This window comes from Streptomyces sp. NPDC033177, assembly GCF_055577715.1.
The window spans coordinates 377,664-402,906 of sequence record NZ_JBVIPS010000006.1 but is presented as its reverse complement, the minus strand read 5'-3'; the positions used below and the strand labels follow the sequence as shown (position 1 = coordinate 402,906).

At 70.3% G+C, this 25,243-nt stretch carries 21 protein-coding genes; 11 read left to right on the top strand and 10 right to left on the bottom strand.

Going from position 1 to position 25,243, the window contains the following annotated elements; all coding sequences use genetic code 11:
• Positions 1-5: 5 nt before the first annotated feature.
• Together ACZ5U5_RS22730 and ACZ5U5_RS22725 are read right to left on the bottom strand one after the other, a co-directional pair.
• A complete protein-coding gene (locus ACZ5U5_RS22730; protein WP_469024524.1) occupies positions 6-2,408 on the bottom strand; it encodes a cation-translocating P-type ATPase in 2,403 nt (800 codons plus the stop codon).
• A gap of 152 nt (positions 2,409-2,560) precedes the next feature.
• A complete protein-coding gene (locus ACZ5U5_RS22725) occupies positions 2,561-2,839 on the bottom strand; it encodes a DUF2530 domain-containing protein (protein ID WP_469024521.1) in 279 nt (92 codons plus the stop codon).
• A gap of 224 nt (positions 2,840-3,063) precedes the next feature.
• On the opposite strand from ACZ5U5_RS22725, the gene ACZ5U5_RS22720 reads away from it, so the two are divergent.
• Positions 3,064-4,512 carry an NCS2 family permease gene (locus ACZ5U5_RS22720; protein ID WP_469024518.1) on the top strand — a complete coding sequence of 483 codons (1,449 nt, stop codon included), beginning with the start codon at positions 3,064-3,066 and terminating at the stop codon, positions 4,510-4,512.
• 36 nt (positions 4,513-4,548) lie between these two features.
• On the opposite strand, the gene ACZ5U5_RS22715 is transcribed toward ACZ5U5_RS22720, so the two are convergent.
• The gene (locus ACZ5U5_RS22715; protein ID WP_363211910.1) at positions 4,549-4,731 is read right to left on the bottom strand and encodes a ribbon-helix-helix protein, CopG family; all 183 of its coding nucleotides are present in this window, start codon (positions 4,729-4,731) and stop codon (positions 4,549-4,551) included.
• Between the two features lie 144 nt (positions 4,732-4,875).
• Here ACZ5U5_RS22715 and ACZ5U5_RS22710 point away from each other — a divergent pair, with 144 nt between their 5' ends.
• The gene (locus tag ACZ5U5_RS22710) at positions 4,876-5,313 is read left to right on the top strand and encodes a MarR family winged helix-turn-helix transcriptional regulator (RefSeq protein ID WP_249589249.1); all 438 of its coding nucleotides are present in this window, start codon (positions 4,876-4,878) and stop codon (positions 5,311-5,313) included.
• Positions 5,314-5,389: 76 nt separating this feature from the next.
• Positions 5,390-6,727, top strand: coding sequence for an MFS transporter (locus ACZ5U5_RS22705; RefSeq protein ID WP_469024514.1), 1,338 nt, complete (start codon positions 5,390-5,392; stop codon positions 6,725-6,727).
• A 12-nt stretch (positions 6,728-6,739) separates the two neighbouring features.
• Here the strand turns inward: ACZ5U5_RS22705 and ACZ5U5_RS22700 are convergent, their stop codons facing one another.
• From ACZ5U5_RS22700 to ACZ5U5_RS22690, 3 genes are all read right to left on the bottom strand, one after another.
• Complete coding sequence (locus tag ACZ5U5_RS22700) at positions 6,740-7,255, bottom strand: GNAT family N-acetyltransferase (protein ID WP_469024512.1); 516 nt, start codon at positions 7,253-7,255, stop codon at positions 6,740-6,742.
• Between the two features lie 269 nt (positions 7,256-7,524).
• Positions 7,525-8,517 carry an aldo/keto reductase gene (locus tag ACZ5U5_RS22695; RefSeq protein WP_469024509.1) on the bottom strand — a complete coding sequence of 331 codons (993 nt, stop codon included), beginning with the start codon at positions 8,515-8,517 and terminating at the stop codon, positions 7,525-7,527.
• Positions 8,518-8,598: 81 nt separating this feature from the next.
• On the bottom strand, positions 8,599-9,303 hold the full coding sequence (locus tag ACZ5U5_RS22690) for a GDSL-type esterase/lipase family protein (protein ID WP_469024507.1): 705 nt from the start codon (positions 9,301-9,303) through the stop codon (positions 8,599-8,601).
• Positions 9,304-9,399: 96 nt separating this feature from the next.
• Between ACZ5U5_RS22690 and ACZ5U5_RS22685 the strand changes: the two genes are divergently transcribed.
• Positions 9,400-10,389 (top strand): TolB-like translocation protein, encoded by a 990-nt coding sequence (locus ACZ5U5_RS22685; RefSeq protein WP_469024504.1) that lies wholly within the window; start codon positions 9,400-9,402, stop codon positions 10,387-10,389.
• An 11-nt stretch (positions 10,390-10,400) separates the two neighbouring features.
• Here ACZ5U5_RS22685 and ACZ5U5_RS22680 read toward each other — a convergent pair whose 3' ends face one another.
• Positions 10,401-11,195, bottom strand: coding sequence for a TetR/AcrR family transcriptional regulator (locus ACZ5U5_RS22680; protein ID WP_469024502.1), 795 nt, complete (start codon positions 11,193-11,195; stop codon positions 10,401-10,403).
• Between the two features lie 134 nt (positions 11,196-11,329).
• Between ACZ5U5_RS22680 and ACZ5U5_RS22675 the strand changes: the two genes are divergently transcribed.
• Both ACZ5U5_RS22675 and ACZ5U5_RS22670 read left to right on the top strand, forming a co-directional pair.
• The gene (locus tag ACZ5U5_RS22675; protein WP_469024499.1) at positions 11,330-12,352 is read left to right on the top strand and encodes an ATP-binding cassette domain-containing protein; all 1,023 of its coding nucleotides are present in this window, start codon (positions 11,330-11,332) and stop codon (positions 12,350-12,352) included.
• Positions 12,349-13,224, top strand: a complete 876-nt coding sequence (locus ACZ5U5_RS22670; RefSeq protein ID WP_469024497.1) for an ABC transporter permease — start codon at positions 12,349-12,351, stop codon at positions 13,222-13,224. The genes ACZ5U5_RS22675 and ACZ5U5_RS22670 overlap by 4 nt, the downstream gene beginning before the upstream one ends.
• Before the next feature lie 74 nt (positions 13,225-13,298).
• Here the strand turns inward: ACZ5U5_RS22670 and serC are convergent, their stop codons facing one another.
• Both serC and ACZ5U5_RS22660 read right to left on the bottom strand, forming a co-directional pair.
• Positions 13,299-14,417, bottom strand: coding sequence for a phosphoserine transaminase (gene serC / locus ACZ5U5_RS22665; protein WP_469024494.1), 1,119 nt, complete (start codon positions 14,415-14,417; stop codon positions 13,299-13,301).
• 9 nt (positions 14,418-14,426) lie between these two features.
• Positions 14,427-15,761 (bottom strand): cytochrome P450 family protein, encoded by a 1,335-nt coding sequence (locus ACZ5U5_RS22660; RefSeq protein WP_469024491.1) that lies wholly within the window; start codon positions 15,759-15,761, stop codon positions 14,427-14,429.
• 128 nt (positions 15,762-15,889) lie between these two features.
• Between ACZ5U5_RS22660 and ACZ5U5_RS22655 the strand changes: the two genes are divergently transcribed.
• Positions 15,890-18,709, top strand: a complete 2,820-nt coding sequence (locus tag ACZ5U5_RS22655; RefSeq protein ID WP_469024489.1) for an FAD-binding and (Fe-S)-binding domain-containing protein — start codon at positions 15,890-15,892, stop codon at positions 18,707-18,709.
• A 31-nt stretch (positions 18,710-18,740) separates the two neighbouring features.
• Here the strand turns inward: ACZ5U5_RS22655 and ACZ5U5_RS22650 are convergent, their stop codons facing one another.
• On the bottom strand, positions 18,741-19,766 hold the full coding sequence (locus ACZ5U5_RS22650; RefSeq protein WP_469024486.1) for a hypothetical protein: 1,026 nt from the start codon (positions 19,764-19,766) through the stop codon (positions 18,741-18,743).
• Between the two features lie 216 nt (positions 19,767-19,982).
• Between ACZ5U5_RS22650 and ACZ5U5_RS22645 the strand changes: the two genes are divergently transcribed.
• The 4 genes from ACZ5U5_RS22645 to ACZ5U5_RS22630 all read left to right on the top strand — a co-directional run bounded on the left by ACZ5U5_RS22645 (position 19,983) and on the right by ACZ5U5_RS22630 (position 25,240).
• On the top strand, positions 19,983-20,981 hold the full coding sequence (locus tag ACZ5U5_RS22645) for an EamA family transporter (RefSeq protein WP_469024484.1): 999 nt from the start codon (positions 19,983-19,985) through the stop codon (positions 20,979-20,981).
• A 76-nt stretch (positions 20,982-21,057) separates the two neighbouring features.
• Positions 21,058-21,852 carry a TIGR03084 family metal-binding protein gene (locus ACZ5U5_RS22640; protein ID WP_469024481.1) on the top strand — a complete coding sequence of 265 codons (795 nt, stop codon included), beginning with the start codon at positions 21,058-21,060 and terminating at the stop codon, positions 21,850-21,852.
• Positions 21,849-23,636, top strand: a complete 1,788-nt coding sequence (locus tag ACZ5U5_RS22635; protein ID WP_469024479.1) for an acyclic terpene utilization AtuA family protein — start codon at positions 21,849-21,851, stop codon at positions 23,634-23,636. Before ACZ5U5_RS22640 ends, ACZ5U5_RS22635 begins: the two co-directional genes overlap by 4 nt.
• Entirely contained in the window at positions 23,633-25,240 is a 1,608-nt protein-coding gene (locus tag ACZ5U5_RS22630; protein ID WP_469024476.1) for an acyl-CoA carboxylase subunit beta, read from the top strand. Before ACZ5U5_RS22635 ends, ACZ5U5_RS22630 begins: the two co-directional genes overlap by 4 nt.
• The last annotated feature ends 3 nt before the right edge of the window (positions 25,241-25,243 follow it).

Sequence of the window (25,243 nt, the reverse complement as noted above, 5' to 3'; positions counted from 1 at the left end):
ACCGACTACGCCGGAAAGCGGCGGCCGACCCAGCGGAAGATGACCTCGATGATCAGTGAGGCCACCGCCGCGACCGCGACCGCCACCCACGGCATCGTCGTGCCGACCAGCTTCAGCTGGAAGAAGTCCTGGAGCCACGGCACGGTGAGCACCAGAAGGAAGCCGAGACCCATCACGGAGATCAGGCCGAGCCTCCACCACGTGTAGGGGCGGGCGATGATCGCGAGGACCCACATGGCGATCAGGAACAGCGCCAGCGTGGCCGCGCTGGTCTCGGCTTCCCGCGCGCCCGCACCCTCGTAGTGGTGCCGGGCCAGTAGGTACGTGCAGAACGTCGCCACGCCCGCGACGACCCCGCCCGGGATCGCGTACCGCATGACCCTTCGTACGAAGTGGGGCTTGGCCCGCTCCTTGTTGGGGGCGAGGGCCAGGAAGAAGGCCGGGACGCCGATCGTCAGGGTGGACAGGAGCGTGAGGTGGCGCGGCAGGAACAAGTACTCCACCTGCGAGCAGACCACAAGGAGTGCGATGACGACCGAGTAGACCGTCTTCACCAGGAACAGCGTCGCGACCCGCGTGATGTTGCCGATGACCCGGCGGCCCTCCGCGACCACCGAGGGCAGCGTCGCGAAGCTGTTGTTCAGGAGCACGATCTGGGCGACCGCCCGCGTCGCCTCGGAGCCCGAGCCCATCGAGACGCCGATGTCGGCGTCCTTCAGGGCCAGGACGTCGTTCACGCCGTCGCCCGTCATCGCGACCGTGTGGCCGCGTGACTGGAGGGCGCCCACCATGTCGCGCTTCTGCTGCGGGGTGACCCGGCCGAAAACGGAGTTGGCGTCCAGGGCCTCGGCCATCTCTCCCTGGTCCGTGGGGAGTTTGCGGGCGTCCACGGTGTTCTCCGCGCCCGGCAGGCTCAGCTTCCCGGCGACCGCGCCCACGGAGACCGCGTTGTCGCCCGAGATGACCTTCGCGCTGACGTCCTGCTCCTCGAAGTACCGCAGGGTGTCGGCGGCGTCCGGGCGCAGCCGCTGCTCCAGGACGACCAGGGCGGTGGCGCGCGCCCCCGAGGCCACGTCCGGGTCGTCCAGTTCACCGGCGGCGCGGGCGAGCAGCAGTACGCGCAGGCCCTGCTGGTTGAGGTCCTCGATCTCGGCGAGGGACGGGTCACCGTCGGGCAGCAGCACGTCCGGGGCGCCGAGCAGCCACGTCGAGTCGTCGCCGTCGCCCTCGCTGAAGGAGGCGCCGCTGTACTTGCGGGCCGAGGAGAAGGGCAGCGACTCCGTGCAGCGCCACTCCTCGCTGTCGGGGTAGGCGTCGATGATCGCCTGGAGTGACGCGTTGGGCCGCGGGTCGGATTCCCCCAGGGCGCCGAGGACCTTTTGTACGTACGCCTCGTCCGTGCCGTTCAGCGGGCGCAGTTCGGTGACGTCCATGCCGCCCTCGGTGAGGGTACCGGTCTTGTCGAGGCAGACCGTGTCGACGCGGGCCAGGCCCTCGATCGCGGGGAGTTCCTGCACCAGGCACTGCTTGCGGCCGAGCCGGATGACGCCGATCGCGAAGGCGACCGACGTGAGGAGCACGAGCCCCTCCGGGATCATGGGGACGATGCCGCCCACGGTGTAGGCGACGGACTCCTTGAAGTTGTCGTCCTTGACGACGAGCTGGCTGATGATGAGGCCGATCGAGGTCGGGACCATCAGCCACGTCACGTACTTGAGGATCGTGGAGATGCCGGAGCGCAGCTCGGAGTGGACGAGCGTGAAGCGGCTCGCCTCCTCGGCCAGCTGCGCCGCGTACGCCTCGCGGCCGACCTTCGTGGCGGTGAACGCGCCGCCGCCCGCGACCACGAAGGAGCCCGACATCATCTTGTCGCCGGGCTTCTTGATGACGGGGTCGGCCTCACCGGTCAGGAGGGACTCGTCGACCTCCAGGCTTTCGGTCTCGACCGCCTCACCGTCCACGACGATCTTGTCGCCCGGACCCAGCTCCACCAAGTCGCCCAGGACGATCTCGGAGGTGGAGATCTCGGCCGCCGTGCCGTCGCGCCGCACGGTTGGTTTGGCCTCGCCGATGACCGCGAGTCCGTCCAGGGTCTTCTTGGCGCGCAGCTCCTGGATGATGCCGATGCCCGTGTTGGCGATGATCACGAAGCCGAAGAGGCTGTCCTGGATCGGCGCGACGAAGAGCATGATCACCCAGAGCACGCCGATGATCGCGTTGAAGCGGGTGAAGACGTTCGCCCGGATGATCTCGGTGGTGGACCGGGAGCTGCGGATGGGTACGTCGTTGACCTCGCCGCGTGCGACCCGCTCGGCGACCTCGGCGGCGGTCAGACCCGTCGCGCGTCCGGTGGGCGGTGCCACCGGGTGGACCGGGTCGAGCTCGGCGCCCGCGTCGATATGCGTCATGGCATCGACGGTACGGGCGGGGCGGGGGCTTCACCCCTTGAGTGGCCCAAAGATCCGACCACGGTAGGAGACGGGCCGTCCCGTGGTCGTACTGGAGTCCCGTGGTCGCGCGGGCGGCTCCGCTACGAACGGGCTACTCCGCTACGAACGGACTACTCGCCGGCCGAGGAGTCCGAGGGCGCCTTGCGCGCCGCGTCCCGCTTGATCGCCGCGTCGCGGCCCCGCACGTACCAGATGCCGATCAGGCCGAGGCCCGCTCCGGCCAGGCAGGTCCACACCCACCAGGTGGCGTCGCGGTCGTCGAACCAGCCGTAGAACGGCAGCTGCACCAGGAAGAGGACGAACCACAGGATCGTGCCGCCCGTGATGGTGGCGACGACGGGGCCCTCCAGGGGCTCGGGCGCCTCGTGCTTGGGGGTCCACTTCTCCATGCGCCTAGCTTACGAGCAGCCGGGGCGGGCCCCCGCGGGGGTCGGTGCGCCCTGATCCCACAACGGTCTACGCGCGGAGATAGCGTATTCCCCTTCATGTATTCATACTGAAACCGCTCGTTAATGGCTGGTTGTTTTCGTAAGAACAAACAAATCGATCAACGGTCACCACTTAACGATCTTCCCCCCTTTCTCTGCGTTTCTCTGAGTCCACGAGGTTCCGCATGCCTTCCTCGGCCACCACCCCGGTCGACGCCAGCAAAGAGCCGCCGAAGCCCCCGCAGGGTGGCATCGACGGCTTCTTCAAGATCACCGAACGGGGCTCGACCCTCGTCCGTGAGGTCCGAGGCGGCTTCGCCACCTTCTTCGCGATGGCCTACATCATCGTGCTGAACCCGATCATCCTGGGCAGCGCGAAGGACATGTACGGGCACCAGCTCGACAACGGCCAGCTGGTGACCGCGACCGCCGTGGTCGCCGCCTTCACCACGCTGCTCATGGGCGTCATCGGCAACGTCCCGATCGCACTCGCCGCCGGTCTCGGCGTGAACACCGTGGTCGCCCTCCAGCTCGCGCCGCGCATGTCGTGGCCCGACGCGATGGGCATGGTCGTCCTCGCGGGCTTCGTCGTGATGCTGCTCGTGGCGACCGGACTGCGGGAGCGCGTGATGAGCGCCGTGCCGCTGGGCCTGCGCAAGGGCATCGCGATCGGCATCGGCCTCTTCATCATGCTGATCGGCCTCGTGGACTCCGGCTTCGTCTCGCGCATCCCGGACGCCGCGCACACCACGGTCCCGCTGCAGCTGGGCGGCGACGGGCACCTCAACGGCTGGCCCGTACTCGTCTTCGTGCTCGGCGCGCTGCTCACGCTCTGCCTGATCGTGCGCAAGGTGCCGGGCGCGATCCTCATCAGCATCGTCGTCATGACGATCGTCGCGATGATCATCAACGGGGTCGCGAAGGTGCCCTCCTGGGGCCTGACGACGCCCGAGTGGCCCGGCAACCCCGTCGCGACCCCGGACTTCGGCCTGGTCGGTCAGGTCAGCCTGTTCGGCGGCTTCGAGAAGGTCGGCCTGCTCACCGGCATCCTCTTCGTCTTCACCGTGCTCCTGTCGTGCTTCTTCGACGCCATGGGCACGATCATGGGCGTCGGCGACGAGGCCAAGCTGACCGACGCCAACGGCAACATGCCCGGCATGAACAAGGTCCTGTTCGTCGACGGCATCGCGGTCGCAGCGGGCGGCGCCTCGTCCTCCTCGGCCACCACCTGCTTCGTGGAGTCCACGGCGGGCGTCGGCGAGGGCGCGCGTACGGGCTTCGCCAACATCGTCACCGGCGGTCTCTTCACCGTGGCGCTGTTCCTCACGCCCATCGCGACGATGGTCCCGTCGCAGGCGGCCACGCCCGCGCTGCTCGCGGTCGGCTTCCTGATCCTGTCCGGCTCGATCGGCCAGATCGACTGGGCGGACTTCACCATCGCGATCCCGGCGTTCCTGACGATGGTCATGATGCCGTTCACGTACTCGATCACGAACGGCATCGGCATCGGCTTCATCAGCTTCACCGTGCTGCGTCTGGCCTCGGGCCGCGGCCGTGAGGTGCCGGCCGCGATGTACATCGTGTCGGCTGTCTTCGCCTTCTACTACCTGATGCCGGCGCTCGGCCTCACGTAATCGGGCGGGTGCGTCTTCATGCCTACGGGGCGGCCATCAGGCCGCCCCGTAGAACTTTTCCGTCTCCTCGACGGCGCTCTGGAAGCGCTCGTCGAAGTCACCACGGATGAGCGTCCCGACCACGTAGTCCTGGACGCTCATTCCCCTCTTGGCGGCGTGCTGCTTGAGCCGGTCGAGCAGCTCACCGTCTATTCGCAGGCTGAGCACTGTCGATCCCATGCGTGTCAGGGTCGCTGCCGTTCCGCGGACCGTGTCTCACTTTCCGCGGCCACCTCACTCATATGGGTGACGAAAGGGTTCCGTGACCCTTGTCGCGGGAAACCAAGTGGTCCTTAGCTAGAGTAATGAGTTACTCTAACGAACATGCCGGACCTCTCCCATGGTGACGACGCCGCCGCCGTGAACTCCCTGCGCTCCGCCGTGATGCGCCTGTCCCGTCGACTCAAGCACCAGCGGGTCGACGAGTCGCTGAGCCCCACCGAGATGTCGGTGCTCGGCACCCTCGCCCGCTGCGGCCACGCCACCCCCGGTGAGCTGGCCCGCAAGGAACACGTGCAGCCGCCGTCGATGACCCGCATCGTCGCGCTGCTCGAAGCCAAGGGTCTCGTCCGGCTCGAACCGCATCCCGAGGACCGCCGCCAGAAGGTGGTGACCCAGACGGAGACGGCCGAGGCCATGCTCGAGGAGAGCCGCCGCAAGCGGAACGCCTGGCTGGCCGGCCTGGCCGAGCACCTCGACGAGGACGAGTGGGCGCGCCTGCGTGCCGCCGCCCCCGTCCTGGAGAAGCTCGCGCATCTATAACGCGCATCTATAAGCAGCGCACACGGCGGCAGCACGCCCGCCCTGTGCCGTACGACGCCAAGGAGGCGAACGCACTTTGAGTACGGGATCCGGAGCAGACTCCGCCCCCGCACCAACCACCCTCGACGAAACCCCTGCCGCCAAGACGTCGATGTTCAGCTCGCTGAAGATCCGCAACTACCGGCTCTTCGCCTCCGGCGCCGTTGTCTCCAACACCGGCACGTGGATGGCGCGCATCACCCAGGACTGGCTGGTCCTGAGCCTCACGGGATCCTCGGCCGCGGTCGGCATCACCACCGCGATGCAGTTCCTGCCGATGCTGCTGTTCGGCCTCTACGGCGGCGTCATCGCCGACCGTTTCGCCAAGCGGAAGCTGCTCTTCTGCACCCAGGGCGCGATGAGCATCAGCGGGCTGTTCCTGGCGGCGCTCACCCTGAGCGGCAACGTCCAGGTCTGGCACGTCTACCTCGCGGCCTTCTTCACGGGCCTCGTCACGGTCGTCGACAACCCGACCCGGCAGTCCTTCGTGTCCGAGATGGTCGGCCCCGACCAGGTCCGCAACGCCGTCTCGCTGAACTCGGCGAACTTCCAGTCCGCCCGCCTCATCGGCCCCGCCGTGGCGAGCGGTCTCACCGCCGCGGTCGGCCCCGGCTGGGCGTTCCTCGCCAACGGTCTGTCCTTCCTCGCGCCGCTCACCGGCCTGATGCTGATGCGCACCCGCGAGCTGCACCCCACCCCACGCAAGCCGCGCGGCAAGGGTCAGCTGAGGGAAGGCCTGAACTACGTCTCCAAGCACCCCGAGCTGATCTGGCCGATCGTCCTCGTCGGCTTCATCGGCACGTTCGGATTCAACTTCCCGATCTGGCTGAGCGCCTTCGCGGACGACATCTTCCACGGCGGTGTGGGGATGTACGGGCTCTTCAACACCCTGATGGCCATCGGCTCCCTCGCGGGCGCGCTGCTCGCCGCCCGCCGCGGGACCTCACGCCTTCGGCTGCTCGCAGGGGCGGCGATCGCTTTCGGAGTGCTGCAGATCGTGGCGGCCTTCGCGCCGGACCTCTGGATGTTCGTCGCCCTGATCGTCCCGATCGGCATCCTGGGCCTGACGGTGAACGTCACCGCCAACTCCTCGGTCCAGATGGCCACCGACCCGGAGATGCGGGGCCGCGTCATGTCCCTCTTCATGATGGTCTTCACCGGTGGCACGCCGCTGGGCGGCCCGCTCTTCGGCTGGCTCGCCGACGCGTACGGGGTGCGCGTGAGCATGGCAGCGGGCGGCCTCATATGCGCCGTGGCCGCGGTCGGCGTCGGCCTGATGCTGGCCCGCGCCGCGAACCTGCGGCTCAAGGTGGATCTGCGGCGCGGGCAGCAGCACGTGCAGTTCGTGCCGCGGGAGCTGGCGACGGCGGCGTGAACTCTTACTCGGTCACACCCGCCGGGCCAGGATCTGGCCCGGCCAGGTGCCGTCCTGCTCGACGAAGGACTCGGTCCGCGTGAAGCCGTTGCGCTCGTAGAACGCGACGAGCTTGCCGTCACCGCCCGCGTAGCAGTCGACCCGGAGCAGGGAGACCCCCTGTCTCCGGGTCTCTTCCGCCGCGTGCGCGAGGAGGGCGGCGCCCGCGCCCGTCCCGTGCCGGGAGGCCAGCAGATGGATGTACCGCTCCGGCTCGTCCACCGGCGCGATGTACGACCCCGGCCCATCGGTCAGCGTGAGCGTGCCGACCGGCAGCCCGCCGATTTCCGCGATCCAGGGGGAGCCGGTGGTCAGATACTTCTCGACCAGAGCGATGGTCTTCGGATTGGCCGACCAGGGCGTGTCGCCCCACTGCCCGGTGCGGCCCTGCGACACGAGCCAGGCGACGGCCTCGTCGAAGAGGGCGAGGACGGTGGGAATGTCGCCGGGTCCGGCGGGGCGGATGGTTATGTGGCTGTGGCTGTCCATGCGGCCATCCCTCCCCAGGCGCGCGCCCGGATATCCAGCGGGATCACTCAGCTCGTCATGGCGGTAAGCCGCGCTATGAGGTGGTCGGTCGATGGCCCCTGAGCGGAGCCGGTTAACCTCGACCACGTGGACCCGAAAACCAGGAACCGGATCATGGCCGGTGTGCTCGTGCTGATGTTCGTCGTCGTGGCGGTGGCGGCCGCGGTCGGCCAGTGAGGCGATGACCGCGGCCGTACGCACCCGGTGATCAGCCGGTGATCAGCCGCTGATCACCAGGCGAAGGACTCCGGCGAGGGCCCCGGCCCCGGGAAGATCTCGTCCAGGGCGTCGAGCAGCTCGGCCGGGAGTTCCAGCTCGACCGCGCGCAGTGCGCTGGTGAGTTGCTCCGGCGTACGCGGCCCGACGATCGGCCCGGTGATGCCGGGCCGGGTGAGCAGCCAGGCGAGCGCCACTTCGCCCGGCGCGAGGCCGTGCTTGTCGAGCAGGTCCTCGTACGCCTGGACCTGCGCGCGCACCTCGGGCTTCGCCAGGTCCTGGGCGGCCCGTCCGCCGGTGCGCCGCTTGCCCTCGCCCTCCTTCTTCAGGACGCCGCCGAGCAGCCCGCTGTGCAGCGGCGACCACGGGATGACGCCGAGTCCGTAGTCCTGGGCGGCCGGGATCACCTCCATCTCGGCGCTGCGCTCGGCGAGGTTGTAGAGGCACTGCTCGCTGACGAGGCCGTAGCTGCCGCGCCGCGCGGCGATCTCGTTGGCCTGGGCGATCTTGTATCCGGGGAAGTTCGATGAACCCGCGTAGAGGATCTTGCCCTGGGTGATGAGGGTGTCGATCGCCTGCCAGATCTCCTCGAAGGGTGTGCTGCGGTCGATGTGGTGGAACTGGTAGATGTCGATGTAGTCGGTCTGCAGGCGCTTGAGCGAAGCCTCCACGGACCGGCGGATGTTGACCGCCGAGAGCAGGTCGTGGTTGGGCCACGCCGGCTTCCCGTCGAGGGCCATGTTGCCGTACATCTTGGTGGCGAGGACGGTCTTGTCGCGCCGCTCGCCGCCCTGTGTGAACCACGTGCCGAGGATCTCCTCGGTGCGGCCCTTGTTCTCGTCCCACCCGTAGACATTGGCGGTGTCGAAGTAGTTGATGCCCGCGTCGAGCGCGGCGTCCATGATCGTGTGGCTGTCGGGCTCGTTGGTCAGTGGCCCGAAGTTCATGGTCCCGAGCACGAGTCGACTGACCTTGAGTCCTGTGCGTCCCAGCTGCGTGTACTTCATGGTTGCCAAGCCAACGACTTGGAGTGCGCTCTATGCAAGGGTGCCCGCCGGAGCAATCGTGTTGTCTGCGACCGCCCTCTTTCAGTGAGCGGAGAGGCCCTGCCGGCAGTCGTACGGTGCGCCGAGTCCCCACGCCTGGTGCATCGCGTCCGCGAAAGCCGCCGCCAGCTTGTGCTCGCCGCTCGCGTTCGGGTGCGTGCCGTCGTACGTGTCGCGGTCGATGTCGTACGAGGGTGGTGTGGAGGCAAGGAGCAGCGGCGAGGTGCCCGTGTCGAGGTCCGCCGCCGCCTTCGCGAGGAGCACGTTGAAGCGGGACACCTCTGCCGCGAACGGGGCGTCCGTCCTGGCCCGGATGTTCGGGATCACGGGGAGCAGGACGAGGCGGATGTGCGGGTTGGCCGATCTCGCCGCCGAGACGCAGCGGCGTATGTTCTCCGCCGTCTGTTCCGCGTTCGTGTAGAAGCCCAGGTCGATCAGGCCGAGGGAGATGAGCAGGACGTCGGGGCGGTCCTCCCGCACCGCGTCCGCCATCTGCGGCGCCATGTGCAGCCAGCCCTCGCCCCACCCCGCGAAGTGGTGGCGAGGAAACTCCGGGTCGTCGCCCGCATAGTCGTACGAGACCGGTTCGCCGGAGACCTTGTCGTGCAGCGCGCTGCGCGGCCCCACCACCGCGAACCCCTCCTCGCCGAGCGAGGACCGCAGGTGCTGCCACATCCGGTAGCGCCAGGTGTGTTCCCCCGCGCTGCCGATCGTCATCGAGTCGCCGACGAACATGAACCTGAGCATCCGCTCATCATCGCGGATCAGCGCCCCGGCCTGCGATGTGAGGCTGAACACCTGGCCAACGCCCGTCCCTGCGCCCGGGGGTGGCAGGCTTGGGCCATGCGTTCACTGCGTTCTTCGATGGGTGCCGCCGCCGGGTGCCTGGTCCTGCTGAGTGCCGCCGGCCCCGCCGCCGCCGACGACAGCCACGACGGGTTCACCATCAAGGACCCCCGCATCATCGAGTCCAGCGGCCTCGCCGCCTCCCGCGCCCACCCGGGCGTCTACTGGACGCACAACGACCAGGACAAGAACGGGGCGCTGCTCTACGCGGTGGACGGCAAGACCGGCAAGACGGTCGCCACCCTCACCATGACCGGTGTCGGGGAGCCCCGTGACGTGGAGGCCGTCTCGGTCGGCGCCGACGGCAACATCTACGTCGGCGACATCGGCGACAACCTCGGCGGCACCTGGTCCCACGTGTGGATCTACAAGCTGCCCGAGCCGAAGAAGCTGGCCGACCAGACCGTGCGCGCCACGCAGTACACGGTGAAGTACGAGGACGGCGCGCGCGACGCAGAGGCCCTGATGGTCCACCCGAAGACCGGCCGGATCTACATCGCCGACAAGAAGGAGGAGGGCGGCGCGCTGTACGAAGGGCCCGCCCAGATGTCCTCGTCCGGGGCCAACGTCTTCAAGCGCCTGGGCACCACCGGCCTCTGGACCACGGACGGCGCCTTCTCGCCCGACGGCAAGCAGCTCGCCCTGCGCGGGTACCTCGGCGGCGTCTCGTACACCTGGAAGGGCGAGGGCAAAAAGCCCGAGCGCCAGGGGCGGCTGAGCGTGCCGTTGCAGCGGCAGGGCGAGTCCGCGACGTACACCCTGGACGGGACGACCATCCTGTACGGCACCGAGGGCGCGCAGAGCGATGTCGAGCCCGTCGAGGTCGAGGGGGCGGGCGGCGGCCACGACTCCGCGTCCGGCGGCGGGAGTTCCGGCGAGTCGGGGGACGGCTCCGGGCTCGACGGCGACCTCAAGGTGGGCGGCCTTGCGCTCGCCGCCGTGCTCGTGGCCTTCTTCGGGCTGAAGCGGATGTTCCGCCGGAAGTAGCAGTCCAGGCTCTACCCCTTCCCGGGGGCGCCCGCCTCCGACTCGCGCCGGGCCACCAGGACGTCGAGGCCGTCCAGCAGGCGTTGCAGGCCGAACTCGAAATGGTCGAACTGCGGGCCGAACGCGTCGTCGGACAGGCCCGCGAGGTGGGGGTAGCGGCCGCTGTTCATGATCCGTTCGAGGGTCGGGTACTGCGCCTCCCAGAACGCCTCGTCCGTCAGTCCGGTCCTCTTGGTCGCCTCCACCTCGTGCACCTGGGTGCGGGCGACCCCGGTGACGTACCCCTCGACCATGACGACCACGCTGATCAGCTCGGGGTCGGTCAGGCCCATCGACTTGATGCCGGACAGGGTCCGCTCCAGGCCTCCGGCCAGGCCGGGCCCGAGCACCGGACGTGCCTGGTTCACCTGAAGCAGCCAGGGGTGCTCGCGGTAGACGGCCAGTGTCTCGCGGGCGTACGCCTCCACGTTCTCGCGCCAGCCGCCGCTCGGGGGCGCGGCGTCGGGAGCCGGCATGTACACCCGGTCCAGCATCAGATCGACCAGCTCGGCCCTGCCCGCGAGATAGCGGTACAGGGACATCGTTCCGGTGCCGAGCTCCGTGGACAGGCGGCGCATCGAGACCGCCGTGAGCCCCTCGGCGTCGGCGAGCCGCACCGCCTCGGTGACGATCCGGTCCAGGGTGAGTCCGGGCTTCGGGCCGCGCGTGCGGCGTTCGCCCTCACCCCAGAGCAGTTCCAGGCTGTGGGCGATGTCGCTGCCGGTGCGCTGGGCGTTGTCGCCGGAACCGCCGTTCGTGCTCGTCATGACGCTCAGCCTAATCGCCGGACCAGAAATTGGGTACGGTGTACCCGAAAAACTGAGTACGGTGTACTCTCATTTGAGTACGCCGTACCCAGAGGGGGGTTCGGACGGCCGGCGCGGCACGAGTTGGAGGGGCAGTGAGCGAGACGAACGCATACGCGGTACGGGCCGAGGGGCTCGACAAGCGCTACGGAGAGAAGAAGGCCTTGGACGCCTTCGATCTGCGCGTGGAGCGCGGCACGGTGCATGGCCTGCTCGGCCCGAACGGCGCGGGCAAGACCACCGCCGTACGCATCCTGTCGACGCTGGTGCGCCTCGACGGTGGCCGGGCCGAGGTCGCGGGGGCCGATGTGGTGCGACATCCCGACGTCGTGCGCGGCCGCATCGGCCTGACCGGCCAGTACGCGGCCGTCGACGAGGTCCTGACCGGGCGGCAGAACCTGGAGATGTTCGGCCGCCTCTTCCACCTCGGCGGCAAGAGGGCCGCCCTGCGCGCCCAGGAACTCCTCGAACAGTTCGACCTGGTGGACGCCGCGGGCAAGGGCGCGGGCCAGTACAGCGGCGGCATGCGGCGCCGGCTCGACCTCGCGGCCTCGATGATCCTCGCGCCCGCCGTCCTCTTCCTGGACGAGCCGACCACCGGACTCGACCCGCGCAGCCGCCTCGAAGTCTGGGACACCGTGCGGAAGTTGGTCGCGGACGGCACCACCGTCCTGCTCACCACGCAGTATCTGGAGGAGGCCGACAAGCTGGCCTCCCGGATCACCGTCATCGACCAGGGCCGCGCCATCGCCGACGACACCCCGGATGGCCTGAAGAACACGGTGGGCGGCAGCTATCTGGAGGTCGTCGTCCGCGAGGCCGCCGACCTGCCGGCCGCCATGAAGGCCGTCGAGCGCGTCGCGAAGGGCGTGCCCGAGTCCGTCGACCTGGAGCGCCGTGTCCAGGCGGCCGTCACCGACCGGGTCGCCGCCCTGACGGACGTGGCGCGGACCTTGCAGGACCAGGGCGTCGCCGTGGAGGACATCGGACTGCGCAGGCCCAGCCTCGACGACGTGTTCCTGCGGCTCACGGGACACCGCACCGAGGACGAGACGGCCGCGGCCGCTCCCGCGGAAGCCGCCGCCCGCATCGACGAGAAGACGGGAGCCGCGGCATGAGCGCCGTACTGACACCGGAACCACTGACACCGGAACCACTGACACCGGAACCACTGACCGCCGACACCTCGCGCGGACGCCTCTACTGGGCGCTCGCCGACACCTGGAACGTCACCCGCCGCTACCTCACCCATTTCCAGCGCCAGCCCGTCAACATCGCCTGGCAGCTTGGCTTCCCGATCATCTCCGTGCTCCTGTACGGGTTCGTCTTCGGCGAGGCGATGAAGGTGCCCGGCGGCGGCGACGACGGCGACTACAAGCAGTTCCTGATGCCCGGCATGTTCGTGATGACCATGGCCTTCGGCTTCATGAACACCGCGATGGCGGTCGTCACGGACTCCACCAAGGGCGTCATCGACCGCTTCCGGTCGATGCCGATGGCGCCGTCGGCGGTGGCCGCGGGGCGCGGACTCGCCGACCTGATCGTGGCCTGCGCCGAGCTGACGATCCTCGCCCTCACCGCGCTCGCGATCGGCTGGCGGTCCAGCGCGGGACTGCCCGAGACCTTGGCCGCCTTCGCCCTGCTGCTGTTGCTGCGCTTCAGCCTGATCTGGGTGGGCGTGTTCCTGGGCCTCGTGGTGCCGACCCCGGAGGCGGCGGGCGGGCTCTACGCGGTCGCCTTCCCGCTCACCATGATCTCCAGCGTCTTCGTAGCGCCGTCGCTGATGCCGGACTGGCTGGCGCCGGTCGCCGCCTGGAACCCGGTCTCCTCCACGGGCACGGCGGCACGCGAACTGTTCGGCAACCCCGGGGCGGGCGGGGCGAGCTGGGTCGAGCAGAACGCGGTGCTGATGGCCGTGCTCTGGCCGCTCGCGATCTCGCTCCTGTTCCTGCCGCTGGCAGTACGGAAGTTCAAGCAGCTGAGCAGGTGAGTTCGTCCTTGTACGCGAAATGGGGGCGCTCGGCAGGTATCACCTGCCGGGCGCCCCCATTTACGTAGGAACTGCTAAAGCTTCTCGATGACGTAGTCAATGCACTTCGTCAGCGCCTCGACGTCCGAGGGATCAATCGCCGGGAACATCGCCACGCGCAGCTGATTACGGCCGAGCTTGCGGTACGGCTCGGTGTCCACGATGCCGTTGGCCCGCAGAGCCTTCGCCACAGCGGCAGCGTCAATCTCGTCCGCGAAGTCGATCGTGCCGATGACCTGCGAGCGCTTGGCCGGGTCCGTGACGAACGGCGTCGCGTACTTCGACTCCTCGGCCCACCCGTACAGGGTGCGCGAGGAGGCGGCCGTGCGGCCGGTCGTGAAGTCGAGCCCGCCCTGGCCGTTCATCCAGTCCAGCTGCTCACCGAGCAGGAAGAGCGTGGCGAGCGCCGGGGTGTTGTACGTCTGGTTCTTGCGGGAGTTGTCGATCGCCGTGGGAAGGCTGAAGAACTCCGGGACGTGCCGGCCGCTCGCGTGGATGCGCTCGGCACGCTCGATGGCCGCCGGGGAGAACGCGGCGATCCACAGGCCACCGTCCGACGCGAAGGACTTCTGCGGGGCGAAGTAGTAGACGTCCGTCTCGGCGATGTCGACCGGCAGGCCGCCCGCGCCGGAGGTGGCGTCCACCAGAACGAGGGAACCCTCGTCCGCGCCGGCCACCCGCTTGACGGGGGCGGCGACACCGGTCGAGGTCTCGTTGTGCGTGAACGCGTACACGTCCACGCCCGCCTCGGCCTGCGGCTCCGGGTGCGTACCCGGCTCGCTCTTGATCACGGTGGGCTCGGCCAGCCACGGGGCGAGCTTCGATGCCTTGGCGAACTTGGAGGAGAACTCACCGAAGGCGAGGTGCTGCGACTTGTTCTCGATGAGGCCGTGCGTCGCGACGTCCCAGAAGGCGGTGGAGCCGCCGTTGCCCAGGATCACCTCGTACCCCTCGGGGAGGGAGAAGAGGTCGCGCACACCCTCGCGCACCTTGCCGACCAGGTTCTTGACCGGGGCCTGGCGGTGGGAGGTGCCGAGCAGAGAGGTACCGGTGGCGGCGAGCGCGTCCAGCGCCTCCGTGCGCACCTTGGAGGGGCCCGCGCCGAAACGTCCGTCGGCGGGCTTGATGTCAGCGGGAATCTGGATCTCAGCCACGGGATGAGCCTAACGGCTTTGAGCGCCGTGGCCTCCGGGTGTCCGTCCGGTGAGATCGGCGGACGGGCCGGTGATCACCGGCAGCTCGTACAGGTCGTTCTGCGTCACGACGGGCTTGTTCCGGAGCGCGGCGGGGTCGACCGCGAGGGTCAACTCGGGGAAGCGTTCGTAGAGGGCAGGCAGCGCGACCCCCGCCTCAAGCCGTGACAGGGCGGCGCCGGGGCAGACGTGCGGGCCGTGGCCGAAGGAGATGTGGCGGTTCGGGGAGGTGCGCGTGATGTCGAAGGCGCCCGCCGTGGGGCCGTGCGCCCGCTCGTCGCGGCCGATCGCCGCGTACGACACGATCAGCGCGTCACCCTCACGGATCACCTTGTCGCCCACGGGGACGTCCTCGGCCGCGAACCGGATCAGGACGTGCGACGTCGGAGTGGAGTGGCGCAGGGTCTCCTCCACGACCATCTCCCAGGTCGCGTCGCCGGAGAGGACGAGCGCCAGTTGCCCGGGATGAGCCGAAAGATTCACCACCGCGTTGACGATCAGCGAGATCGTCGTCTCGTGGCCCGCCGCGACCATCAGCTGGAGCGTGGAGACGATCTCCGCGTCGGTGAGGTGGTCACCGTCCTCCGAGGCGAGGATCAGGGCGCTGGTCAGATCGTCGCCCGGCTCGGCGCGCCGAGCCGCGACGACCCGGCCCATCATGGCCGCCAGCTCGCCCAGCGTGGCCATGACCTCGGCGGGCGGCGTCTGGGTGGAGAAGAACTTGTCGAAGAGGACCTTCAGGCGGGGGTGGTCGGCGGCGTCGATGCCCATCAGGTCGCTGATGACGTACATCGGCAGCGGGTACGCGAACTCGGCCTTCAGGTCCAGCACTTGACCGTCTTGCTCGCCCTGACCGTCTTGGCCGTCGTTCGAGGGGAGCCGGTCCAGGAGGTCCTTCGTCAGCTCCGCGATCCGCTCCCGCATCCGCTCCACCCGCCGCGGCGTCAGCGCCTGCGCGACCAGGGCGCGCATCCGGCGGTGCTCCTCGCCGTCGACCGTCAGCATCGAACGGCCCGGGTTGGCCAGGCCGATCAGCGGCCAGTCCGCGGGTATCTCGCCGCGCCGCCAGGCGCCCCACACCTCGATGTCCTTCACCAGGCGTTTGTCGGTGAGGAGTTGACGTGCCTCGGCGTGGTGCGTGACCGCCCACACCGGTACGCCGCCGGGCAGCTCCACCTCGGCCAGCGGACCCGCCGCACGCAGCCTGGCGCTCTCGCCGTCCAGGTCGGTGACGAAGGGGTCGAGGACGATGCGGTCGGGTGCGTTGCCGTCGGGTGCGTCGTGGGCGGGGCAACCGGTCGTCATCAGTGTTCTCCTCTGGGGCCGCACGGGGTTCTGATGATCAAGTCGCGGCAACTATAGGTGCGTGTCGGGCGTTTGACTGCGGTCGGTGCGGGCCTTCGCGGATGCATATTGGGGGCATGGATAGGGGCATGAGTGATCTCGGAGGCGTGGAAGAGGAACTGCGGGCAGCCGTGCGGGGGGAGGTGGACTTCTCCGTCACCGCGCGGGCCCTGAACACCATGGACGCGTCCAACTACCGCAGAGTGCCGCTCGGCGTCCTCGCCCCGCGCGACGCGGACGACGTGGCTGCGGCGCTCGCCGTGTGCCGGGAACGCGGGGTGCCGGTCGTGGCCCGCGGCGCCGGTACGTCCATCGCCGGACAGGCGACCGGCACGGGGCTCGTTCTCGACTTCACGCGGCACATGAACCGGATCGTGTCCCTGGACGCGGAGTCGCGGACCGCGGTCGTCCAGCCCGGTGTGATCTGCGACAGCCTGCGGGGCGCGGCGGCCCCGCACGGCCTGACCTTCGGCCCCGACCCGTCCACCCACAACCGCTGCACCCTCGGCGGCATGATCGGCAACAACTCGTGCGGGTCGCACTCGGTCGCCTGGGGCACGACCGCCGACAACGTCGCCTCGCTCTCCGTCGTGAGCGGGGCGGGCGCGCGGCACGCACTGGGGCAGGGCTGGCCCGGTGCGCCCGAAGGTCTTCGCCCGCTGGTGGAAGGCGAGTTGGAGCTCCTGCGCACCGGCTTCCCGGACCTGCCGCGCCGTATCTCCGGCTATGCGCTCGACGCCCTGCTCCCCGAGCGGGGCGTCGACCTGGCCCGCGCCTTCTGCGGCTCCGAGGGCACGCTCGGCGTGGTGACGGAGGCCGTCGTACGCCTCGTCGAGTCGCCACGCGCGCGTGCGCTCGCGGTCCTCGGGTACGCCGACGAGAGCGCCGCGGCGGAGGCGGCGGCCGGGCTGCTCCCGTACGGGCCGCTGACGGTGGAGGGGATGGCGGCCGACCTCGTACGGGGAGCCGAGGGGCTGCCCAAGGGCGGCGCCTGGCTGTTCGTGGAGACGGGCGGCGCGAGCGAGGGTGAGGCACGCGCGCGTGCGGAGGCGATCACGCGGGCGGTGGCCGGGGACACGGTGGACTCGGTGGTCGTGACGGATCCTGCGGGGCAGCGCGTGCTGTGGCGGGTCCGTGAGGACGCCAGCGGGACGGCGACGCGGATGCCGGACGGCAGCGAGGCGTGGCCCGGGTGGGAGGACTGCGCGGTGCCGCCCGCGCGGCTCGGGGCGTACCTGCGGGACTTCAGGGGGCTGCTCGCCGAGCACGGCCTGCGCGGGACGCCGTACGGACACTTCGGGGACGGCTGCATTCACGTACGCATCGACTTCGACCTGATGAGCGAGGTGGGCGTGCGGCGCTTCCGCCGCTTCTCCGAGGACCTGGCGCGGCTCGTGGTCGCGCACGGGGGTTCGCTGTCGGGCGAGCACGGGGACGGCCAGGCACGGGCCGAGCTCCTTCCCACGATGTACGGGGCCGACCTCGTCCGGCTGTTCGAGCGGGCGAAGGGGGTGTGGGACCCGGCGGACCTGCTGAACCCGGGGATGCTGGTGCGGCCCGCGCCGCTGGACTCGAACCTGCGGTTCGCGCCGCTGCCGCGGCAGCCGGTGGACGTGGCCTTCGGCTACCCGCATGACGGCGGGGACTTCTCGGCGGCGGTGCGGCGGTGCGTGGGAGTCGCCAAGTGCCGCACCACGTCTGCTGGTTCGGGCGGCGGGGTGATGTGTCCGTCCTTCCGGGCGACGGGCGAGGAGGAGCATTCCACGCGGGGCCGGGCGCGTCTCCTGCACGAGATGCTCGCGGGGGATGTGGTCACGGACGGCTGGCGGTCGGAAGAGGTACGGGACGCGCTGGACCTCTGCCTGTCCTGCAAGGGCTGCCGGTCGGACTGCCCGGTGGGCGTCGACATGGCCACGTACAAGGCGGAGTTCCTGCACCACCACTACGAGGGCCGCAGGCGCCCCGCGGCGCACTACGCAATGGGCTGGCTGCCGCTGTGGCTGCGCCTTGCCTCCCGGACGCGGACGGCGGGGGTGGCCAACGCGCTGTCCGGGGTGGGGGTGCTGGCGTCGCTGGCCAAGAGGATGGGCGGGATCGCACCGGAGAGGGAGATTCCGCGTCTCGCGCGGGAGACGTTCCGCAGGTGGTTCCGGGAGAGGCGTCCTGCCGGGGCTCCCGAGGGCCCGACGGTCGTGCTGTGGCCGGACACGTTCACGGACCACCTGTCGCCGGCGGTTGGCCGGGCGGCGGTGCGGGTCCTCGAGGACGCGGGGCTGCGGGTGGTGGTGCCGCCGGGGGACGTGTGCTGCGGCCTGACGTACGTGTCGACGGGGCAACTGGACCGCGCCCGAGCGGTGATGTGCCGCACCCTGGAGCGGATGGGGCCGCTGCTGTCCTCGGAGGCGCCGCTGGTGGTCCTCGAACCGAGCTGCGCGGCGGCGCTCAAGACGGACCTGGTGGAACTGCTGTCCGGGGACGAGCGAGCGGGAGAACTGGCCGCCCGCGTACGGACGTTCGCGGAGGCCCTGGAGGAACTTGCCCCGGGGTGGTCACCCCCGCGGATCGGCCGCCCGGTGGTGGGCCAGACGCACTGCCACCAGCACGCGGTGCTCGGCGACGCGGCCGAACGCCGCTTGCGCGAGAAGGCGGGCCTGGAGGGCGAGTTGAGCGGCGGCTGCTGCGGCCTGGCGGGCAACTTCGGCTTCGAGGCAGGCCATTACGAGGTCTCCACGGCCTGCGCAGAGGAACAACTGCTCCCGTCGGTACGGAGTTCCGCCCCCGAGGCGGAGGGAGGCCCCGTAATCCTGGCAGACGGCTTCTCCTGCCGAACCCAGCTGGAACAACTGGGGGCGGGGGCACGGGGACGGCATCTGGCGGAGGTGCTGGCGGAGGGGCTGGACGGGGGGTGAGGGGGGTCGCGGGGCGCGGGGCGTGGGGGGTTCACGCACCAGCCGCGCTGCCGGCCCGCGGTGGGCTCGCCTTCGCGCCGCTCGCGTCCGCCTCGCCCGCCCGCAGTTCCCCGTACAGGCGCGCCGATGTCCCGCACGCCAGCGGCATGACCAGTGGTGGGAGCAGGAGCAGGGCCACGGTCGTGGGAAAGATCTGCACCAGTACGCCGGTGATCCATACGTTGTCGTCGCTGAGCCACAGCATGCCGAGCCCGGCGTAATGGGCGAGAGGGGCGGCCGCGTACCCGGCGAGGAAGATGACGAGTGCCGCGGCCGCGACGGACAGTGTGCCGAGTCCGAGGGTGCGCATGCGCGCCCGGCGGGTCAGCACCCAGGAGCGGTACAGGGCCACGAACGGAGAGCGGCGCTCCAGCACCGTCTCGGCGGTGGCCAGCGAAAGGCGGAAGTACAGCAGCGGGCCCAGGCACATGACGGCGATCGGTAGCACCCACCCCACCAGCGTGTAGATCGGGGTCGCGGTCTCGCCGATGGGCGTGGGCTCGACGCCGGGCACCTCGCCCCGTTCGACGGTCATCCACAGTACGTAGCCCGCCACCGCCATGGCACCCACGGGCAGCCCGCTCAACGCGTTGACCGCGAGGGCGGCGGGGAAGCGCCCGCGGGTGCGCCGCCACAGCTCGCGAACGGTCAGCGGCCCCTCACCGTCGCGCGTGGCGTGGGACTCGGCGACGGCGTACGCGGCGTGCAGGACGGAGACGACAAGAAGTCCCAGCACGAGCAGCAGCAGCGACACCACGAGACCGACCTTCACCAACGGGAACCAACCGCCGTCGGCATAGGCAACGTAGGAGTCCTCGTTGGCGATGTTGCGGTCCGCGTAGTCCCGGACCCCCTCGAAGGTGTCCCACGCCGCAGCGAACCCCCCGGCCAGGATCGCGCACCCGAGGAGCACCGTCAGGACGGCCACCCACAGGACGAAGCCGTAGGCCGCACCCCGGTAGCTTCGGCAGCCGCTGCCGCCCGGCCGCTCGGTCGCCTGATTTCCGTCGCGCGCCATGCCTTGACCTGACTTCCGTACGGTTACGTGGTGACTGCACCCAAGACGCGGTGCGGAGCGTGCGGGGTTCCACCGGCGGCCGTCATGTGGACCCGGTTTGCGTACAGCAGTGAAAGGGCTCCACAATCCTGACGTGGTCTACTACCTTGGACGGGGTAGTCCAGGTGAGTGGACTGGCTGGGATCGGCTGGGACCGAAGAGGCGGAAGGGTTGGCTGTGGACGCGTCGAGGAGTGGCCAGGAGGCGGCATCCGGTGGGCGGTGGGGTGCCCTCGGGCCCGTCGGCCTTGTGCTCGCGGGCGGCGTCTCCGTCCAGTTCGGCGGGGCCATCGCCGTGAGCGTGATGCCCAAGGCCGGAGCCCTCGGCATCGTGACCCTGCGGCTCGCCTTCGCCGCGCTCGTCCTGATGATCGTCTGCCGCCCCAAGATGCGCGGGCACTCGCGCGCCGACTGGGGGACCGTCGTCGCCTTCGGTGTGGCCATGGCCGGGATGAACGGGCTCTTCTACCAGTCCGTCGCCCGCATCCCCATGGGTCCCGCCGTCACGCTCGAGGTCCTTGGCCCGCTGGCGCTCTCCGTCTTCGCCTCGCGGCGTGCCGTGAATCTCGTGTGGGCCGGGCTCGCGCTGTGCGGCGTCTTCCTGCTGGGCGGCGGGGGCGGGTTCAGCGGGCTCGATCCCGTCGGCGTCGCGTACGCCCTCGGTGCCGGTGCCATGTGGGCCACGTACATCATGTTCAGCGCCCGTACGGGGCGCCGCTTCCCGCAGGCCGACGGACTCGCCCTCGCGATGGTCGTCGCGGCCGTCCTCTTCCTGCCGCTCGGCCTCATCGAGTCCGGGGAGAAGCTCGTGCGGCCCGAGGTGCTCGCGCTCGGTGCGGCCGTCGCCGTGATGTCCTCCGTGCTGCCGTACACGCTCGAACTGCTCGCCCTGCGGCGCCTTCCTGCCTCCACCTTCGCGATCATGATGAGCCTGGAGCCCGCGATCGCCGCCGTCGCCGGATTCCTGGTGCTGAACCAGGCGCTTTCCGTCAACGAGGCGCTGGCCATCTCGCTGGTCATCGCCGCCAGCATGGGGGCTGTGCGAACCCAGGTCGGGCGTGGCCGTGCCCGCCGTGAGGGCGCCGGGGACGGCGGGGACGTCGTGGCGGGGGCCACGCCGGACGCGGTGCTGGCTCCCGCCCCCGAGGAGTCGCCTTCGGAGGCGTCTCGAAAGTAATGCAAGCACGCTTGCTTGTTTCTCCGGGCGCTGCCATGCTCCGGGGCACACCGTCGTGCCCCGAGAGGAGCGCTCCGTGTTCGAAGCTGTGCCCGTACTCGATGATCTGCGCCGTGAGAGCGAGGAACTCGACCAGCTGGTAGGGGAGTTGGGCGAGGGGCGCTGGGCGCTCGGCACCCCCGCCGACGGTTGGACCGTCGCCCATCAGATCGCCCATCTCGCCTGGACCGACCGCGCCGCGCTGACCGCCGTCACCGACGCGGAAGCCTTCGGCCGGCTCGTCGAGGAGGCCCTCGCCGCGCCCGACTCGTTCGTCGACGCCGGGGCCGAGGAGGGGGCCGCGCAGCCCCCGGGTGAGTTGCTCGCCCAGTGGCGTGGCGGGCGTGACGCCCTGCTGAAAGCCCTCACGGCCGCGCCGCGCGGCACCCGTTTCCCCTGGTACGGGCCGCCCATGTCGGCCACTTCCATGGCGACGGCCCGGCTGATGGAGACGTGGGCCCACGGCCAGGACGTCGCCGACGCGCTCGGCGTCGAGCGGGTGCCGACCGACCGGCTGCGGCACATCGCGCACATCGGGGTGCGCGCCCGGGACTTCTCCTTCGGGGTACGAGGTCTTGACGCCCCCGCATCCCTCTTCCGCGTGGAGCTCCGGCTGCCCTCGGGCGAACCATGGACCAGCGGTCCCGAGGATGCCGACCAACGGGTGACCGGCCCCGCACTCGACTTCTGTCTCCTCGTCACGCAACGCGCCCACCGGAACGACCTCGCCGTACGCGCGGAGGGTGCCGACGCCGAGCGGTGGCTCGGCATCGCGCAGGCTTTCGCGGGGCCAGCAGGACCGGGCCGCCCGGCCAAGGAGGGCGAGCGGTGACCGGGTCGCAGCGCGCCCCGCAGCCCGCCCCGCAGCCCTCCACCCCCCTCCGCATCGGCAACGCATCAGGCTTCTACGGCGACCGATTCGATGCCATGCGTGACATGCTCACCGGTGGCCCCCTCGACGTCCTCACCGGCGACTATCTCGCCGAGCTGACCATGCTGATCCTGGGGCGTGACCGGCTCAAGGACCCCGCCCGCGGCTATGCGAAGACCTTTCTCCGTCAGCTGGAGGAGTGTCTGGGGCTCGCCCAGGAGCGGGGCGTCAAGATCGTCGCCAATGCCGGGGGGCTCAACCCCGCCGGACTTGCCGATGAAGTAAGGGAGTTGGCTCGGCGGCTCGGGATCGGTGTGCGGGTCGCGCACGTGGAGGGGGACGATCTCAAGTCCCGCTTCCCGGATGCTCTCACCGCCAACGCCTACCTCGGCGGCGCCGGAATCGCCGCCTGCCTGCGCGCGGGCGCCGACATCGTCGTCACCGGGCGCGTGACCGACGCCGCCCTCGTCACCGGGCCCGCCGCCGCCCACTTCGGGTGGAGCGACGGTGACCACGACCGGCTCGCCGGCGCGGTCGTCGTCGGGCACATCCTCGAATGCGGGGCGCAGGCCACCGGCGGCAACTACGCCTTCTTCGCGCAGCGTTCACAGCGCGAGCTGTTGCGGCCCGGCTTTCCGCTTGCCGAGATCTACGAGGACGGGGCCGGCGTCATCACCAAGCATGACGGCACCGGCGGCTTCGTCGACGTCGGTACGGTCACCGCGCAGCTCCTCTACGAGACCTCCGGCGCCCGTTACCCCGGACCCGACGTCACCGCCCGGCTCGACACGGTCACCCTCACGCAGGAAGGACCCGACCGGGTCCGCGTCTCCGGAGTGCGTGGTGAGGCGCCGCCGCCGGACCTCAAGGTCGGCCTGAACCGGCTCGGCGGCTTCCGCAACGAAGTCGTCTTCGTCCTCACCGGGCTCGACGTGGAGGCCAAGGCCGGCCTTGTCCGCGCCCAGGTCGAGGATGCGTTCGCCCGTTCCAAGTCGCGCCCGCAGGACGTGCGGTGGGAGCTGGCCCGCACCGACCGACCCGACGCCCCGAGCGAGGAGACCGCCTCCGCCCTCCTGCGGCTCGTCGTGCGCGACCCGCAGCAGGACCCCGTCGGCCGAGCCCTGAGCGGCGCCGCGATCGAACTGGCCCTCGGCAGCTACCCCGGCTTCCACGTCACGGCACCCCCGGGCAAGGGCGCGCCCTACGGAGTCTTCGAAGCCGCGTACGTCGATCGCGGCACCGTCGACCACGTGGCCGTCCTGCCCGGCGGTGAGCGGATCCAGGCCCAGGGCCCCGGCGACACCCTCGTACTCGAAGACCTCGACCAGCCGCCGCCCCTGCCCACGCCCCTCCGGCCCGGCCCCACCCGCCGCGCCCCCCTCGGCCTCGTGGCCGGGGCCCGCAGCGGCGACAAGGGCGGGGACGCGAGCGTCGGCGTCTGGGCCCGCACGGACGACGCCTGGCGGTGGCTCGCCCACGAGCTGACCGTCGAGCGGTTCCGTGAACTCATACCTGAGGCAGTCGAGTTGACCGTCGTACGGCACGTCCTGCCGAACCTGCGCGCGCTGAACTTCGTCGTCGGGGGAATCCTCGGCGCGGGCGTCGCCTCCCAGGCCCGCTTCGACCCGCAGGCCAAGGGCCTCGGCGAGTGGCTGCGCTCCCGCCACGTCGACCTACCCGCCGAACTCGTGGAAGCGGACGGGCCGTTCGTAGAAGTGACCGAACCGACGGAGGTACTCCCGTGACCGTCCTCGCGTCCGCGCTCGACCCCGCGAGCGCCGAGTACGCCGAGCACCGCGAGGCCATGCTGGCCAAGCTCGCCGAGCTCGGCACCGAGCAGGCCAAGGCCCTTGAGGGCGGCGGCGAGAAGTACGTGGCCCGGCACCGCAAGCGTGGAAAGCTCCTCGCCAGGGAGCGGATCGAGCTGCTGCTCGACCCCGACACACCGTTCCTCGAACTGTCGCCGCTCGCGGCCTGGGGGAGCGATTACCCCGTGGGCGCCTCGATGGTGACCGGCATCGGCGTCGTCGAGGGCGTGGAGTGTCTGATCACCGCCAACGACCCGACCGTACGCGGTGGGGCGAGTAACCCGTGGACCCTGAAGAAGGCCTTCCGCGCGCACGAGATCGGGCACGCCAACCGGCTGCCTTCCATCCACCTCGTGGAGTCGGGAGGCGCCGACCTGCCCTCCCAGAAGGAGATCTTCATCCCGGGAGGCGCGCTCTTCAAACACCTCACACAGTCGTCGGCCGCCGGCGTCCCGACGGTCGCCGTCGTCTTCGGCAACTCCACGGCGGGCGGCGCGTACGTCCCCGGCATGAGCGATCACGTGATCATGGTCAAGGAGCGCGCCAAGGTCTTCCTCGGCGGTCCGCCGCTGGTGAAGATGGCCACCGGCGAGGAGAGCGACGACGAGTCGCTCGGCGGCGCCGAGATGCACGCCCGCGAGTCGGGCCTCGCGGACTACCTCGCCGAGGACGAGCGCGACGCGCTGCGGCAGGCGAGGCGGGTCGTCAAGCGCCTCAACTGGCGCAAGGCGTATGCCGATCCGGCCGCGACCGCCGTCGTGGAGCCGCCCAAGTACGACCAGGACGAACTGCTCGGCATCGTGCCCGGCGACCTCAAGGTCCCCTTCGACCCGCGCGAGGTCATCGCCCGCATCGTCGACGCCTCCGACTTCGACGAGTTCAAGCCGCTGTACGGGTCGAGTCTCACCACCGGGTGGGCCTCCCTGCACGGCTATCCCATCGGCATCCTCGCCAACGCGCAGGGCGTGCTCTTCAGCGAGGAGTCCCAGAAGGCAGCCCAGTTCATCCAGTTGGCCAATCAGCGCGACATCCCGCTGCTCTTCCTGCACAACACCACCGGCTACATGGTCGGCAAGGAGTACGAGCAGGGCGGCATCATCAAGCACGGCGCCATGATGATCAACGCCGTGTCGAACTCGCGGGTGCCGCATCTGAGCGTCCTGATGGGCGCTTCGTACGGAGCGGGTCACTACGGCATGTGCGGGCGCGCCTACGACCCGCGTTTCCTCTTCGCCTGGCCCAGCTCCAAGTCGGCCGTCATGGGGCCGCAGCAGCTCGCCGGAGTCCTGTCGATCGTGGCCCGGCAGTCCGCCGCCGCGAAGGGGCAGCCCTACGACGACGACGCGGACGCCGCCCTGCGCGCCATGGTGGAGCAGCAGATCGAGTCGGAGTCGCTGCCGATGTTCCTTTCCGGCCGTCTCTACGACGACGGCGTCATCGACCCCCGCGACACCCGCACGGTCCTCGGCCTGTGCCTGTCCGCGATCCACACCGCCCCCTACGAGGGCTCGCGCGGTGGCTTCGGCGTCTTTCGGATGTGAGGA

Excerpts from the sequence above, each read along its gene's own strand:
- ACZ5U5_RS22690 (WP_469024507.1), bottom strand. The coding sequence starts at position 9,303 with ATGCTCAGGTTCATGTTCGTCGGCGACTCGATGACGATCGGCAGCGCG.
- ACZ5U5_RS22725 (WP_469024521.1), bottom strand. The coding sequence starts at position 2,839 with ATGGAGAAGTGGACCCCCAAGCACGAGGCGCCCGAGCCCCTGGAGGGC.
- ACZ5U5_RS22700 (WP_469024512.1), bottom strand. The coding sequence starts at position 7,255 with ATGGACAGCCACAGCCACATAACCATCCGCCCCGCCGGACCCGGCGAC.
- ACZ5U5_RS22710 (WP_249589249.1), top strand. The coding sequence starts at position 4,876 with ATGCCGGACCTCTCCCATGGTGACGACGCCGCCGCCGTGAACTCCCTG.
- ACZ5U5_RS22650 (WP_469024486.1), bottom strand. The coding sequence starts at position 19,766 with ATGGCGCGCGACGGAAATCAGGCGACCGAGCGGCCGGGCGGCAGCGGC.
- ACZ5U5_RS22685 (WP_469024504.1), top strand. The coding sequence starts at position 9,400 with ATGCGTTCACTGCGTTCTTCGATGGGTGCCGCCGCCGGGTGCCTGGTC.
- ACZ5U5_RS22695 (WP_469024509.1), bottom strand. The coding sequence starts at position 8,517 with ATGAAGTACACGCAGCTGGGACGCACAGGACTCAAGGTCAGTCGACTC.
- ACZ5U5_RS22670 (WP_469024497.1), top strand. The coding sequence starts at position 12,349 with ATGAGCGCCGTACTGACACCGGAACCACTGACACCGGAACCACTGACA.
- ACZ5U5_RS22720 (WP_469024518.1), top strand. The coding sequence starts at position 3,064 with ATGCCTTCCTCGGCCACCACCCCGGTCGACGCCAGCAAAGAGCCGCCG.
- ACZ5U5_RS22715 (WP_363211910.1), bottom strand. The coding sequence starts at position 4,731 with ATGGGATCGACAGTGCTCAGCCTGCGAATAGACGGTGAGCTGCTCGAC.
- ACZ5U5_RS22655 (WP_469024489.1), top strand. The coding sequence starts at position 15,890 with ATGAGTGATCTCGGAGGCGTGGAAGAGGAACTGCGGGCAGCCGTGCGG.
- ACZ5U5_RS22660 (WP_469024491.1), bottom strand. The coding sequence starts at position 15,761 with ATGACGACCGGTTGCCCCGCCCACGACGCACCCGACGGCAACGCACCC.
- ACZ5U5_RS22730 (WP_469024524.1), bottom strand. The coding sequence starts at position 2,408 with ATGACGCATATCGACGCGGGCGCCGAGCTCGACCCGGTCCACCCGGTG.
- ACZ5U5_RS22680 (WP_469024502.1), bottom strand. The coding sequence starts at position 11,195 with ATGACGAGCACGAACGGCGGTTCCGGCGACAACGCCCAGCGCACCGGC.